The sequence below is a fragment of the Candidatus Kuenenia sp. genome (assembly GCF_027493735.1).
Taxonomy (GTDB): Bacteria; Planctomycetota; Brocadiia; order Brocadiales; family Brocadiaceae; genus Kuenenia; species Kuenenia stuttgartiensis_A.
Genome location: NZ_JAOSKF010000024.1, coordinates 47,893 through 62,835 on the forward strand (window position 1 = coordinate 47,893; position 14,943 = coordinate 62,835).

Genomic DNA, 14,943 nt, shown 5'->3' on the forward strand with positions numbered 1-14,943 from the left:
CCGCTTGCCACCTTTATTAATGGGGAATTCTATACAGTCGGCAATCGGCAAATTGCGGATTGCGGATTGCGGATTGCCGACTGCAGATTGTGGACTGTGGACAGTGAAAGATAGAAATTATTATAAAAATCCCAACTTATTGAAAAGTTAAAAACTCCAATGAACGGTAGAAATACTATGGTAATTGCGCTGGGGGGAAATGCTCTCATCCGGAAAGGTCAAAAGGGAACCGTAGGGGAACAATTCGAAAATACACGGAAAAGTATGGAAGGAGTCATTTACTGTTTAAACAGGGGGTATAATATAATAATCACCCATGGAAACGGCCCGCAAGTGGGTAATTTGCTGCTTATGACCGAGGCCTGCCGTGACCAGACGCCGGAGCTTACGCTTGGAATGTGCGTTGCCGATACGGAAGGGGCAATCGGATACATGATCCAGCAATCATTGACCAATGCGTTGCGAAGGGAAAACAGAGATACCTGTGTGGTAACGGTTCTGACGCAGGTTGTAGTGGACAAACACGACCGGGCATTTTCGTGTCCGACAAAACCCATAGGTCCTTTTTTCAGGAAAGAAGAGGCGGAACGTTTTCAAAGAGAAAAAGGCTGGGATATTGCGGAGGACAGCCACAGAGGGTATCGTCGGGTAGTGGCATCGCCCAATCCTCTGAAGATTATAGAGATTCAGGCGATCAGATGCCTTTCAGGGGCTGGCAATATCGTCATTGCCGCCGGGGGAGGAGGTATTCCTGTAATTATAAAGGAAAACGGAGACCTTGAAGGGGTGGACGTTGTCATAGACAAAGACCTTGCTTCAAGCGTTCTGGCAAGAGATATTAATGCCAGTGCCTTGGTTATGCTTACCGGGGAGGAAAACGTTTTCCTCAATTATAAAAAACCAAACGAACGGCCTCTTTACAACATAACGGCAGATGAAGCGCAGCGCTATCTGGACGAAGGGCATTTCCCGCCTGGAAGTATGGGTCCAAAAATCCAGGCAGCCATACATTTCCTGGAATGGGGCGGATCATTTGCCCTTATTACTTCGCTTGACAAGGTGCGCGAGGCATTTGAAGGCCGCTCCGGGACAAGGATTGCAAAGAAAGCCATCTGACCAGTAATTGTGAAATCCGAAATACGAAGTACGAAGTACGAAACAAATCCGAATAACAAAGCATAAAATTCAAAACAAATCCAAAACATACAACAATAAGAAGCACGAAATGCAAAATACTAAAGGTGCATTTGTTTGTAACACTTTAGTTCTATGAAAAAAAACGCTCGTTCCCAAGCTCCGGCTTGGGAACGCAATTGCACTGGAAACTTTGTTTCCAGTGAGGGTCTGACTTGACAAATTACAAACTGTCTTAACCCTGTGATTTTATTCCCTATCTATCAGCAAACAGGCGAGAAACCGGAGTTTCTCAAACAAATGCATTCCCAAACAGATACTTCACTATGTTCAGTACAAGGTTTGGGAACGAGTATTTTTGTTTTTTAAAAACTAAAGTGTTACATTTGTTTAGAATTTCAAATCATTTTGTCATTAGAATTTGTTTCGTGTTTCGTGTTTCGTGCTTGGGAACGAGCGTTTTTAAATGCAAGAAAAAAACCATTTTTTTAAAAAATAAATGCTTTTGACTATATATAGCAACAAAAAATCATTACATATTCTATCAATCGTCATTCTTTCCACCGTTTCAATTCTCACGTATTTAAATTGTCTGCCAAACCAGTTTGTTTACGATGACAATTCTACCATTATAGATAACCATTTTATTGAAGACTGGCGGAATCTTTCCGCCTTATTTACCCACGATTATTTTGCCCGCTCCGGAGAGCTGACATACAGGCCGGTAGTGACTCTTTCTTATTTTGTGGACTATTCACTCTGGCAATCCCGCCCAATGGGTTATCACATCACAAACGTAGTATCACACACAATAAATTCGGTGCTGGTGTATTTTCTTATATGCTGTTTGGGCAGATGCTTTTTCCCCGTCAAATACCCCGCTTCTCAGTATATAGAGGGCAGTGCATCATACATCAATCATGCATTTTTAGCTGCCCTGTTGTTCATAATGCACCCCATTGTAAACGAAACGGTTAACGCAATAAGTTATAGAGAAGACCTGCTTGCAACCAATTTTGCACTGCTCTCCTTTTTGCTTTTTCTGCTCTCTGACAAAAAAACGTCTTCTCTCGCATACCCTGAGAAAACAAAAGACCGTCGCCGGATATTCTTTACTGAAATGGCGCCAATGCCTGCAATCAAACATTGTATTCCTGTTTATATTGCGGCAATGACAACCTATTTCCTGGCATTGCTTTCCAAGGAATCTGCCATTGTGCTGCCGGGATTAATCTTTTCCTTTTGCTTCCTTTTCAAAGAACGCACGGTAAACATCCCCTCTCCATCCCTGGAAAAAGAACCAGGCGCTTTCCATATCAACCGCTGTGCAGGTCCCACCGAAGATGCCCAAAACAACTCCTCAAAACCCGGGTATTGGAAAAACAGGGCGTGCCTTTTCTTCAGGGCTTTTGCAAAAATAGCCGTATCTCCTTATTTCATAAGCTATATAGGGATCAGCATTATGTATCTCATCCTCAGATTTATCGTATTTCGTAATATCCATGAGAATATCGAATATCCCGGTAATAGTTTCCTGACGGCCTTGTTTACATCAACAAAAGTAACAGGCAGATACATTTCCAATATCTTTATACCTTTTAATCTTAATGTGGACTACCATGTCTTACCCATTAAATCGCCTCTGTCGGTTGCCTTTATTGTGCCATTTTTATTTTTAACAACTCTTATTGTTATCATTCTCCGTTTAAAAAGAAAATGCATATTTCAAACCTTCAAACCGCAGCAATGTGATAAAAATAGCGCAACATTTCGACAGGAAAGATTTTATTTCATATTGTTTGGGATATTGTGGTTTTTTATTTCCCTCCTTCCTGTCATAAACATTATTCCGTTAAGCAATCTTATGGCAGACCGCTATCTTTATTTGCCATTCATAGGATGTTGTATAGTTTTTTCAACGGCAATTACACATCAAAAGAAAGCGATTAAATACTCTTTCATCATTCCGGTTTTAATAGTTTGTGCGATCATCACAATCACCCGGAACAGACATTGGGAAAATGAATTTACACTGTGGTACAATTCCGCTCAAAATCCACTCTGCAGCTTTACTACCTATAATAATCTTGGCACGCAGTATAATAAAAAAGATGACCCGGATACCGCCCTTATGTATTACCGCAAAGCAATAGAAAAATCACAGGAAACCGGATTTACCCGTTATGCTACGGTGCACTACAATATGGGGAATGCTTACAAAAAAAAGAATCAGTTGCCCCAGGCAATTTCTTCTTACAAAAAAGCACTCCAAATAAAACAGGATTACAAACAAGCGCATAACAACCTTGGGAAGATTTATTTTGAGATGGAACAATATGACGATGCGTTTGAGGAATACAATACGGCTTTGGCAATCGACCCCGGTTTTGCCGATGCACATAATAATTTAGGCGTATTGTATAACAAAAGAGGCATGGATGAAGATGCGATTGCCGCGTACAAAAGGGCGGTTGCCGCAGACCCATTAAACAGTGACGCATATTACAATCTGGGCAATGTTTATGAATCAAAAAACCAATTCGAACTTGCCGTGGAGGCATATCAATCCGCACTGGCGATTGACCAGGCGCTGGCATATGCCCACAACAATCTTGGTGCTCTTTATGACAAAAAAGGTATCCTTGATAAGGCGATAGAAGAATATCGTCAGGCAATAAAATATGACCCCTTGTATCCTTATGCCCACAACAACCTTGGCGCCTCCCTCGCAAAAAAAGGCGACATGGATAGTGCGCTGTCAGAGTTTCAGGAGGCAGTTCATTTACTTCCCGATAATCCCGATTTTCGTTTTAATCTTGGGTACGTATTTCTCAGGATGGGAAATAATGCCCTCGCATTACAAGCATTTGAAGAAACCATTCGTATTAAACCTTCTCACACAGAAGCACTTTTCCGTGCAGGGGTTATACATTACGAACAAGGCAATAAAGATAGGGCAGAAACGTTGTTGAAAGAAGCGATTGCGATTAGCCCGGGGCATTTAAAAATAAAAAAATACCTGGAAATGATTGAAAACAGGTAGGAATACGAAGTACGAGTTATGAGCTACAAAGTACGATTTAAAAATCACAAGTCCCAAGTCGTAAATTAATAAAAAAGGAAGCCACCGATTACACAGACTTCGTCGTGAGCTCTGTAGAACGATTGCACAGATTAAAAAAATCGTAAAATCGTACTTCGTATTCTGGTTTAAACCTCCAGATATTTCCCTATTTTACGGTATCTGTTGTATCTGTCTTCTATAAGTTTGTCGGTAGGGATAGTTTTTAACTGATGCAGATATTTAAGCAGAAACGATTTCATTGTCGAGGCAGTCTTTTCGGGGTCTTTATGGGCAGCGCCGGATGGTTCAGGTATGATTTCATCCGCAATGCACAAATTCAATAAATCCTTGGCAGTTAAGTGTAGTTTTTTAGCAGCTTCCGGCGCCATTTCTCCATTTTTCCATAATATTGCGGCACATCCCTCTGGGGAAATAACGGAATAGTAGGCATATTCGAGAATTGCAAATATATCGCCAATTCCGATTCCTAATGCCCCTCCGCTGCCGCCTTCGCCGATAACGATATTTATTATAGGCGTTCTCAGCCGGGACATCTCATAAATACTCTCTGCAATAGCATGTGCCTGCCCCCTTTCTTCCGCTCCAATATCAGGATTTGCCCCCGGGGTATCTATTAAAGTAATAACAGGTAATTTAAACTTTTCCGCAAGCTTCATCTTTTGCAATGACTTCCGGTATCCTTCAGGATTTGGCATGCCAAAATTACACGCAATACGTTCCTTTGTGCTTTTCCCCTTTCGGTGTCCTACGATTAACACCTTTTCCTCATCAATCTTGCCAAAACCGCAAACCATTGCCTTATCATCGCCAAATCGTTTATCCCCATGGAGTTCAACAAAGTCTTCCACGATAAAATTTATATAGTCTGTTGACAGTGGGCGTAAGGGATGCCGTGCGATTTTAACGATATCATAAGGGGTTAATTTAGCAAAGATTTCCTTTTGTATCTGTTCTTGCTCTTCCCTTAAGTAGCGTAATTCATCGTTATGCTCTGATTCGCCTTTCAAAGAGGCATTTTCCAAATCTTCTATACGATGTTCAAGCTCCAGAATCATATTCTCGAGTTCTGCTATTGATCTTTCACCAAAAGCTGCTTTTTCCATAATATTTACACCAAATAAAAAAATAATGAAAGGTTTCCCTGATTCGTTTGAAATTATTTAAAAGTCCTATTTCCGTAAAACAAACAATAATTTATATCATTTTTTTCTGGTGAAGCAAGTTTTATGAATGCCCTTACGGCGGGGAAGGTATTTCTATGGAAGTTAATTTGTCGCAAAATGCGAAGTACGAATTACGATGGACGAGTGATGATTTAAAATCCAAATCATATCTCCCAATTCGTCCATCGTCCATCACAGTTATTCCCGCAATTGACCGTTTCCAAAAACCACAAATTTATAGGAGGTAAGTTCTGCAAGTCCCATTGGCCCTCTGGCGTGGAGTTTATCCGTGCTAATGCCAATTTCAGCCCCCATGCCAAACTCATAGCCATCGGTAAAACGGGTAGAGGCGTTGACGTATACCGCTGCGGCGTCTACCTCGCCGGTAAATTGCAGGGCATTACTATAATTGGTAGTGATGATTGCCTCTGAATGACCTGAACCGTATTTTGTTATATGAGAAATAGCGTCATCTATTGAATCCACTACTTTTATGTTTAACACCATATCCAGGTATTCATTATGATAATCTTCGTCCGTTGCCGGTTTTATCGTATCTAAAAAGGTACATGTTTTTTTGCAACCCAGCAATTGCACGCCGGAATCAACTAATCTTTTCGCTATTTTTGGCAAAAAAACGGGAGCGATATTTTCATGCACCAGCATCGTCTCCATTGCATTACAGGTTGCAGGCCGCTGAACCTTGGCATTGAAACAAACCTCTTCGGCAATTTTCAGATCGGCAAATTCATCCACGTAGGTATGGCAAACGCCTTTATAGTGTTTTATAACAGGGATGGTCGATTTTTCAACGACGGTACGGATGAGTGCTTCTCCGCCACGAGGAATGACGACGTCAACATATTTGTCAGACGTAAGTAAATAATCAATCGCCTCCCTCTCTGTAATTTCGACAAGCTGTATGCCGTTTTTATCGAGTCCTGCCTTTTCCAAAGCGGCAGTAAGTATTTTATACAGCGCAATATTAGAATGAATCGCCTCTTTCCCACCCCTTAATATAACGGCATTTCCTGCTTTCAGACACAATGCCGCAGCATCGGCGGTCACATTAGGCCGTGATTCATAAATAATAACAATTACGCCGATTGGTGTGCGTATTTTTTTTATCTGCAAACCATTTGGCCGTGTATGCCCATGAATAATTTCTCCTACAGGGTCGGCAAGATGAATGATTTGCCTTACACCGTCAGCCATTGCGTTGATACGTTTATCGGTCAGGGATAGGCGGTCAATCATCGCTTCTGACAGTCCGGCTTGTTTTGCGGCGAGCACATCTTTTTTATTTTCCGTTAGAATGAAATCCGCAGAGGAATTTATGCCTTCCGCAATATAATCAAGTGCAGTATTTTTTAACGCTGTGCTTGCCGTAGCAATACGCCGCGAAGCGCTTTTCGCATCTCTAACGATTTGATTTATATAATTTTCTATATTCATAATAGTAGGTAATCAGATAATATGCGGCGGTAACAAGAATTATCATGGCAGGAAGCTGCCATGGAAAAGACCCGTCGAAGAGGAATGATTTCCACCGGTTTGGGGCAGTTGCAGCAACGGGCTTTTTTCCGGGGACGCTTTTTATATTAAAACGATACTTATCATAAAAAACCTCTCCAGGCGCAAAATATCCTAATTGTTCACGCGCTTCTTTTTCAATACGGAGAGGGTCTTTCTGTAAAGAGGAATACTCGCTCTCGAGACTGTCGTTTTCCAATCTTAATTGTACCACATGTCCCTCAAGAATCCTTTTTGTTTCTAACATACGAAATCTTTCCTGACGGGCATGCGTAATTAGGTAGGAGAAGAGTACTACGACAAATGAGGTGACAAGGGTAATCAGGATGTATTTGCCGAAATAAAAGGGTTTTTCCTCTCTTTTCTCACAAAAAAGATTTCCCCGAAAATGATTGCCATGCTCTATACCTGTTTTTGCAGTCTGCATAATTTACCTCCATATATTGCGTTATCCGAGAGGTCTTCTTCTATACGTAAAAGTTGATTGTATTTGCATATACGATCCGTCCTGCTTAGTGAACCGGTTTTTATTTGGCCGGCATTGGTGGCTACTGCTATGTCTGCGATGGTGTAATCTTCTGTTTCGCCTGACCGATGAGAAATGACGACTGAGTAGCCATTCGTCTTTGCCAGTTCAATTGCATCTAACGTTTCTGTTAAAGTGCCAATTTGGTTGACCTTGATTAAAATGGAATTGGCTACGCCTCTTTCAATCCCCTTTGCCAGGATTTCCGTATTTGTAACGAATATGTCGTCTCCTACGATTTGGACTTTTTTTCCCAGTTGATTGGTAAGTTTAACCCAACCATCCCAATCGTCCTCCGCCAAACCATCCTCAATGCTGCAAATAGGATACTTATTCAAAAATTCCGTGTAAAGGGCGATGATTTCATCGCTTGTTTTTTTCTTGCAACCCTCTGTGCGCAATACGTATTTTCCTTCCTGATAAAATTCACTGGCAGCAGAGTCTAACGCAAGATAAACATCTTTTCCCGCACTATACCCGGCGTCTTTAATCGCCTGAAGAATCAAATCAATCGCCTCTTCATTAGTTTTCAAATTCGGAGAAAAACCGCCTTCATCTCCAACATTAGTATTGTATCCCTTTGATTTTAAAACAGAGCGAAGGGTATGAAATATTTCTGTACCGGTGCGCAAGGCGTTCGCAAAGCTGTCCGCATTTACCGGCACAATCATAAACTCCTGTATATCAAGATTGTTGTCGGCATGTTTGCCGCCATTCAGGATATTCATCATGGGGACGGGCAAAACCTTTGCATTCGTACCGCCAATATACCGGTAAATGGAATTGGCTACGCCTCTTTCAATCCCCTTTGCCAGGATTTCCGTATTTGTAACGAATATGTCGTCTCCTACGATTTGAACCTTTTTTCCCAGTTGATTGGTAAGTTTAACCCAACCATCCCAATCGTCCTCCGCCAAACCATCCTCAATGCTGCAAATAGGATACTTATTCAAAAATTCCGTGTAAAGGGCGATGATTTCATCGCTTGTTTTTTTCTTGCAACCCTCTGTGCGCAATACGTATTTTCCTTCCTGATAAAATTCACTGGCAGCAGAGTCTAACGCAAGATAAACATCTTTTCCCGCACTATACCCGGCGTCTTTAATCGCCTGAAGAATCAAATCAATCGCCTCTTCATTAGTTTTCAAATTCGGAGCAAAACCGCCCTCATCTCCAACATTAGTGTTGTATCCATTTGATTTTAAAACAGAGCGAAGGGTATGAAATATTTCTGCGCCGGTGCGCAAGGCGTTCGCAAAGCTGTCCGCATTTACCGGCACAATCATAAACTCCTGTATATCAAGATTGTTGTCGGCATGTTTGCCGCCATTCAGGATATTCATCATGGGGACGGGCAAAACCTTTGCATTCGTACCGCCAATATACCGGTATAGGGGAACCCCCAATGCATTAGCAGCCGCTTTTGCCGTTGCAAGCGAAACGCCTAAAATAGCATTTGCCCCGAGTTTCTCTTTGTTTTTGGTGCCATCTAATTGTATTAACAGGTTGTCAATCTCTACCTGGCGGGTTGCATCCATTCCTTCGAGTTTATGAGAAATAATTTCATTTACGTTTTTAACCGCAGTCTGAACCCCTTTGCCCATAAATCGTGAAGGTTTATCAGTATCTCTCAGTTCCAGGGCCTCCCTTTTTCCTGTGGAAGCTCCGGAAGGCACGGCGGCACGGCCCATAATTCCATTCTTCAAAATCACATCGACTTCTACGGTAGGATTTCCCCTTGAATCCAAAATCTCTCTTGCTTTAATACTATAAATAATGGTCAATTGACAGCTCCTGTTTTATATGTATATCATTGATAGAATGTAAGTTACGAACTTTAAAAAAACATGAATTCCTCTATAGCACATTTTTTGGCTGATGTCAAATATATTCTGTTAGACTGCTGTTCTAATCATTTTATATATATCTTATACGTGGAAAACATGCGCTAAATTGTATCAATTTCGTTTTTTGAAAAATTCCAATAATAACGATATTTGCCGCACGGTGTAGGGGTGAAGCATTTGGCCGTTTGAGCATGAACGCATGTCTGCCCGTTATAGCAAATGCTTCGTCCCTACGGTTTCAAAAAACCTACTATCAGAGAGAAACAAAAATACTTTGATAAAAACCTAAATCAGTGCCCATTTTTGCCGATATCAAAACTAGCGTTGCACCACAATAAACGTATACGGTTCTGAGAGAATAAAGTTTTGAATAACGATACAATGAAGATATAATTTTTAATGGCGGCAAAATTTAACTAAAAATGATATTAAACGCGCCTTTTATTTGTTCTGTACAGTGCGAAATTTAAATCTACAAACTTAAAAAAACATTTTTGAATATTAAGGAAGGTACTATGGATAGAATAACGAGCGACCCCTCCATGCTGAAAAGTATTGGCTTGAAGCGTTACGAAGCGAATAAGCCGGTAAAAAACAGAGAGAAAGAGGGGAATACCAGTTCCGAAAAACAAGACGCCGTTAGCATTTCTCAGGAGTCCAGGATTTTTAGCGAAAAAATTGAAAATCTGAAAGCAATCGTTAAAAACGAAGTATCGGATACAAGGTCTGCAAAATTAGTGGAAGTAAAAGAAAAACTGGAAACAGGGTTTTATGAAAAAGAGGAAATATCAGAAGAAGTGGCGGATAAAATAATAGCTGCATTCAAAAACAAGGCATAAAAAACTTTTTGCCAAATACAAAAACTGCGGTAGTCATCTCCCGGCACCCTTCCGAATCCATTTTAAACATGTTTTTACTTTCTCGTAAATCCCGGAGTGGTAATAAGAGCCTGCTAATTTGTATTAACTACAAATGATCGGGCTTTTTTTATTTATTTTAAAATAAACTCAATACCGATAATCCCTTTAATAAAAAGATGCCCTTAAAAATGTTAAAAAAACTTATACATCATTAATATTCACTATTACTTTTTTTATCTTTTCAGCGCAAACCTTGCCTGCGCAGGAACAAAAATATAAGGTTGTTATCTTTCCCTTTGTGTATAACCTTGGATCAGAGAGTCAAATTGCAGGGGTGGAACGTATTATACAAAGCGAGTTAATCCGGTCTGGTCTTTTTAGCGTAATAGACCAGAAACGTACTTACCATTATGTGAGAAAAACTGTTTTGCATAATTTCTACAAGATTGACAACGTGGAAAAAGGTTCAAACTTTAGTAATAAAGATATTATAGACCTTTTTTTTAGTTTTGAGTGGGAAAAAGTAGTAAAAATGACAAAGCAATTAAATGCAGATTTCGGGATAAAAGGCAGTCTTTCCCAATTTGGCGAAGGATACCGGGCAGATATCGAAGTGATAAATGCAAAGGAAATAGAAACAGTAAGACTGCAGGAGATGAAGGATAAAACGGTGGGTGCATTGGTGGGGGAATGCGAGTCAGCGGAGAAAATTCCGGAAATGTTTGAAAAACTTGTGCAGCAAATCACAAGACTTTGCCTTTCAGACAAAGTAATGGAAACTGCCGAAGATATCATAGAAAGTTACTATCAGGGAAAATTCACATATCAGGAAACGGAAAACAAATTACTGGAACTTGTTTCTGATATGCCGGAAGAGTTTGTTCTGCAATATACGTTATTTTCCCATTATCTGGAGAATCCTGAAAAAATCGACCGTTTAATAAAAACGGGAGAAAAGGCAATACATTTATTTGATTCAGGCAATGAAGAACATATAAGGTACATGTCCTTTTTAGGGTTAGACCTCTTTCACGAACTTGCCAATGCCTATGTTATTGCCGGTAGCTTTTCAAAAGCAATAACAGTCTACAATCATGCATTAACAATATACCCTATGAACCAGGCTAAATATTTCAAACAGTTGGGAGTGTTGTATCTACTGGAGGACAAAGGAGAGGCATCCATGGATGCTTTTAAAAAAGTGCTGAATATCGACCCGGCGGATTTTGAATCCAATTTTACCATAGCTGCCCTCTATGAAGCAAAAAAGAACACGGCAAAGGCCCTCGAACAATACCGGAATTGTGTTAAATATGCGACAAACCCAACCGACAGGTCGAAAGTATTAGAGGCAATTAAAAAACTGGAGGCGAAATAACCCTTGCGTTAACCTTGAATAATAACTAAAGCGCTAACAGTTTATATTCTTTAAAAAGTAAAAGCGCTCGTTCCCAAGCTCCGGTTTGGGAACGTAAATGCATTGGAAGCTCCCGCTTCCCTTTCGTCATAATTATTCGGTTTAAACTTTGTATGTGGACTAAATGGGTAAGATGAAGCACCGAAAGATATTTTTAAATATCATCGGTAGCATTTTTCATTCTTTTTTTCCAGGCGAAGCTGGAGCTTCTCAAACAATTGCGTTCCCAAGCCAGAGCTTGGGAACGAGAGTATTATTTGAAATGCTAAACGAGAGCATCTTTCGTATTTCGTGCTTGTTTAGTTCTGGCTATGCTAGCTTAGGATAAATAGCTCCGTCAGGAGCAACCTGTAAAATGAATGATTGACAGGGAGACTGCTTGCTCCTACGGTAGAGAGATGCAATATTTTGCGCTCTATTAGGTGATACGTTTTCCAAAAAACTAAAGTGTTACCTAAAGCGACATTTTATTCTTACGTCCAGCACAAAAATTGGCAGTGCATTAACCCTGTCATGGTTGTTTCTTTGTAGTGCTATTCCCAAAGGTTCATCAAAAAATCCTTCATAACCTCTACCTGTTCTTCAGGTGTTCCGGGAATATATTCCTGAAATTCTCCTTCTCTGAAAAATTTAGGCATTTTTGTTCCCGGCTGAATCGATTGCGGGTCTAAAAGCCATTTCTTAATCCACTCCGGCTTGAGCCGTGTCTTTGCAAGCATTAGATCAGGCGCCCAGTCTGCGGGCTCCCCTTCCGGCATTTTACTGCCTCTGATATGGCATTGCAGGCAATGAACATTTTCAGATTCGAATAGCTTTTTCGCAGCTTCGAGATACCCGGGAAATGCCAGTTCTTTTTTTTCTATATATCCCTTTTTTGTTTCTTCGATATACTCATAAGGGTATTGTTCCCCATCTTTTGCGGCAAGAAATATAGCCAGCTTCGTTGCATCTTCGGTAGACATGTCAAACGATGGCATTTTTACGTCAAGCCAGGGTCTGAGATCAAAGGGTTCTTTTAAAAACGCAAATGTCCACTCGCATTGTACTTTCTTCCCTTCGCCGTATAATAATGGTGGCACAAAGACCCGTGCCTCTTCAGGCATGATGCCTATTTCTTCCACATGATATGCTATAATCCGGTTCGCCAGTTCAATTTCCGTTACTCTGTCCTGTTTTACAACATCTTCTGCTGCAATAAATACCACCTCACCGGCTTTGTGCCCGTAGCGCTCGTTATCTTCCATTAATTGAAAATAAACGCCGTCATCCTCTTCTATTTTTACCATTCCCGAAAGTTCTATACCATCGTTAAGATATATTCTGTCCAAATCAAACTGATGGCATCCGGAGCAATTGTATTTGTTTATAATCATCCTGCCTTCCGCAATTACCTTTTGTCTCTCAGATAACGACGCAACATATTTCTCCGGCAATTTTTCATCCCTTAATCCTGAAAGAAAGATGACCAACGCTTTTATCTGTTCCACGGACAATCTAAAGTCTGGCATCTTCAGCCGGTCTTCCGGCTTTTTATACTTCCCTTCGTCAAACTGTCTTGGGTGCTGCAATTTTGCCTGCAACCATGCCCTTCTTGCCTCGCCAATGTTTTCCGTATAATGTTTCAGCCCTGCCTCGCCAAGTATCTTTTTTTCCAAAAGCCCGAAATCGAATAAGGGTATGTGTTTCGATCCGATATCGGACAATTCTGCGCCAATTTTGCCAAGTCCTTCCATGCCCTTAATTTCATGGCATCCAAAACAGCCATATCTTTTGATTAAAGCCTCGCCCGTGCGCGCCTTGTTTTTGTCTGTTAACCATTCAATATTCTTAGTTTCATCATCGTCAGAAGGTTGTTTTGTTTTGCCTATTAAATATCCGGCGATGAGGCGGGCATTTACGTCGTCTATCCTGAAATTTGGCATCCTTGTAAGTGGTTCTTTACTTTTTGGATTGAGTATCCATTCAACCAGATACATATCGCGCATCTTTGCGCCAGTCTTTGCCAGATTGGGGGCAAACGTTCTTTCCGCCCCTTCTTCATAACTATGGCATGCCAAACAGCCTGTTTGTTCAAAAAGGAAATCGCCACGTTCGTACTCTTCCCCGGTAAGCCGGATTATTTCGTCATTATCGTCTTCCGCATTGTCAGCGTGTTGCCATAGATATGCTGCTATTGCACGGGATTCTTCTTCGGACAATTTAAAGTCCGGCATTCGGGTGGTTGGCCTGAAAGCCTTTGGATCTCTTATCCAGTCAGTTAACCATCCGGGTTTTACCTTGTTTTTAATATTACGCAAACCGGGACCTATAATTCTGTCCTTATACTCTCCAAAACCTTCTGTATCATGGCAACCATAACAACCAAGTTCCCCGAATAACTTTTTCCCTTCCCAAAGTACCTCTGCCCCCTTTACTTCCCTTACACCATTATGGCATCTGATGCATGAGGCCTGCGCAACGACACCGCGGTATATTGGAGTAAGCCAGTATTCAACCTCTCCGTGCGCTTTTTTCACCCCTGATGTTGCGCTTGATTGTCCTTCGTGGCATAAAACGCAGCCAAATTTTTCAGGCGGGTGATTTCCCAGATATAATTGTCTGTCGGGATGGCTTGCATATGGCTGTTCTTCTGAAACACTTTCAGGTTTATCTATGCCGGGGTGGCAGGACATGCATCGATCAACTATATTTATATCTTCCAGATAGGTTTGGTATACCTGGAGACCTGTACGTGCTGTTTTGAATTTATTTAATTTGTTTTTGCTATACGCTACTCCCGAAGTGTATGAATCTAATTCATTTGTATAAGTTATAACATCTTTTTTCAATTCTCCCTGCCTTGTCCTGATTAATGCAAGCCGGTTTTCAGCCACCTTCCGTTTCATGGCACGTTCTTCATTTTCTTTTTCCAGCGCAGCTATTTCTTCTTTCAATTGTTCATTCTGCGTTTTCCCATAAAGGTATTCTTTCTCAGAGATTTTATTTCGTGCCACCACGGACAGAAATTTCAATGACTCGACTTCCTGTCCGGCGCGCTTTTCTTCGGTTAACAGGTTTTGATACTCCTTCTGTACTGCTGGAGCAATGAAGGCATCCTGTGCATGTTTCAGGTTTTCTTTTGCCTCCGTATATTTTTTTTGTACTTCGGGACTCTCGAAAATGGCGACTGACTTTGTGTATTCTTCCCCTGCTTTTTCATATTCCAACTGATAAAATTTCTTTTGATATTTTTTCCATGGCCGTCTGTCAACTACTTCATTCACTACTGCCCACAAGGCAACTGCAGCAAGGATAAAGCTTACAACCGCAAACGCCGCCGAATAGGACTTTTCCTCTTCTCTCTTTTCTTTTTTTCGTACTTTTCCGGTTTCCATAATC

General features: G+C 40.9%; 9 protein-coding genes. 4 read left to right on the top strand and 5 right to left on the bottom strand.

The window, feature by feature from the left end; genetic code table 11:
* The first annotated feature begins 159 nt into the window (after positions 1–159).
* Positions 160–1,116 carry a carbamate kinase gene (arcC, locus tag M5U24_RS17460; protein WP_099324557.1) on the top strand — a complete coding sequence of 319 codons (957 nt, stop codon included), beginning with the start codon at positions 160–162 and terminating at the stop codon, positions 1,114–1,116.
* A gap of 523 nt (positions 1,117–1,639) precedes the next feature.
* Positions 1,640–4,177, top strand: a complete 2,538-nt coding sequence (locus tag M5U24_RS17465; protein ID WP_298203146.1) for a tetratricopeptide repeat protein — start codon at positions 1,640–1,642, stop codon at positions 4,175–4,177.
* Positions 4,178–4,344: 167 nt separating this feature from the next.
* Here M5U24_RS17465 and M5U24_RS17470 read toward each other — a convergent pair whose 3' ends face one another.
* From M5U24_RS17470 to eno, 4 genes are all read right to left on the bottom strand, one after another.
* Positions 4,345–5,322, bottom strand: a complete 978-nt coding sequence (locus M5U24_RS17470) for an acetyl-CoA carboxylase carboxyltransferase subunit alpha (protein ID WP_298203147.1) — start codon at positions 5,320–5,322, stop codon at positions 4,345–4,347.
* A gap of 258 nt (positions 5,323–5,580) precedes the next feature.
* Positions 5,581–6,837 carry a glutamate-5-semialdehyde dehydrogenase gene (locus M5U24_RS17475; protein ID WP_099324554.1) on the bottom strand — a complete coding sequence of 419 codons (1,257 nt, stop codon included), beginning with the start codon at positions 6,835–6,837 and terminating at the stop codon, positions 5,581–5,583.
* On the bottom strand, positions 6,803–7,342 hold the full coding sequence (locus M5U24_RS17480) for a septum formation initiator family protein (protein WP_099324553.1): 540 nt from the start codon (positions 7,340–7,342) through the stop codon (positions 6,803–6,805). The genes M5U24_RS17475 and M5U24_RS17480 overlap by 35 nt, the downstream gene beginning before the upstream one ends.
* Complete coding sequence (gene eno, locus M5U24_RS18550; RefSeq protein ID WP_338140602.1) at positions 7,318–9,225, bottom strand: phosphopyruvate hydratase; 1,908 nt, start codon at positions 9,223–9,225, stop codon at positions 7,318–7,320. The genes M5U24_RS17480 and eno overlap by 25 nt, the downstream gene beginning before the upstream one ends.
* 578 nt (positions 9,226–9,803) lie before the next feature.
* Between eno and M5U24_RS17495 the strand changes: the two genes are divergently transcribed.
* Both M5U24_RS17495 and M5U24_RS17500 read left to right on the top strand, forming a co-directional pair.
* Entirely contained in the window at positions 9,804–10,127 is a 324-nt protein-coding gene (locus tag M5U24_RS17495) for a hypothetical protein (RefSeq protein WP_099324551.1), read from the top strand.
* A gap of 274 nt (positions 10,128–10,401) precedes the next feature.
* On the top strand, positions 10,402–11,526 hold the full coding sequence (locus tag M5U24_RS17500; RefSeq protein ID WP_298203148.1) for a tetratricopeptide repeat protein: 1,125 nt from the start codon (positions 10,402–10,404) through the stop codon (positions 11,524–11,526).
* A gap of 572 nt (positions 11,527–12,098) precedes the next feature.
* On the opposite strand, the gene M5U24_RS17505 is transcribed toward M5U24_RS17500, so the two are convergent.
* Positions 12,099–14,939, bottom strand: coding sequence for a c-type cytochrome (locus M5U24_RS17505; RefSeq protein WP_099324549.1), 2,841 nt, complete (start codon positions 14,937–14,939; stop codon positions 12,099–12,101).
* Positions 14,940–14,943 lie beyond the last annotated feature (4 nt).

Bases quoted from the DNA above. Each gene is read 5' to 3' on its own strand.
- arcC (WP_099324557.1), top strand. From the start codon at position 160: ATGAACGGTAGAAATACTATGGTAATTGCGCTGGGGGGAAATGCTCTC.
- M5U24_RS17470 (WP_298203147.1), bottom strand. From the start codon at position 5,322: ATGGAAAAAGCAGCTTTTGGTGAAAGATCAATAGCAGAACTCGAGAAT.
- M5U24_RS17475 (WP_099324554.1), bottom strand. From the start codon at position 6,837: ATGAATATAGAAAATTATATAAATCAAATCGTTAGAGATGCGAAAAGC.
- M5U24_RS17480 (WP_099324553.1), bottom strand. From the start codon at position 7,342: ATGCAGACTGCAAAAACAGGTATAGAGCATGGCAATCATTTTCGGGGA.
- M5U24_RS17495 (WP_099324551.1), top strand. From the start codon at position 9,804: ATGGATAGAATAACGAGCGACCCCTCCATGCTGAAAAGTATTGGCTTG.
- M5U24_RS17505 (WP_099324549.1), bottom strand. From the start codon at position 14,939: ATGGAAACCGGAAAAGTACGAAAAAAAGAAAAGAGAGAAGAGGAAAAG.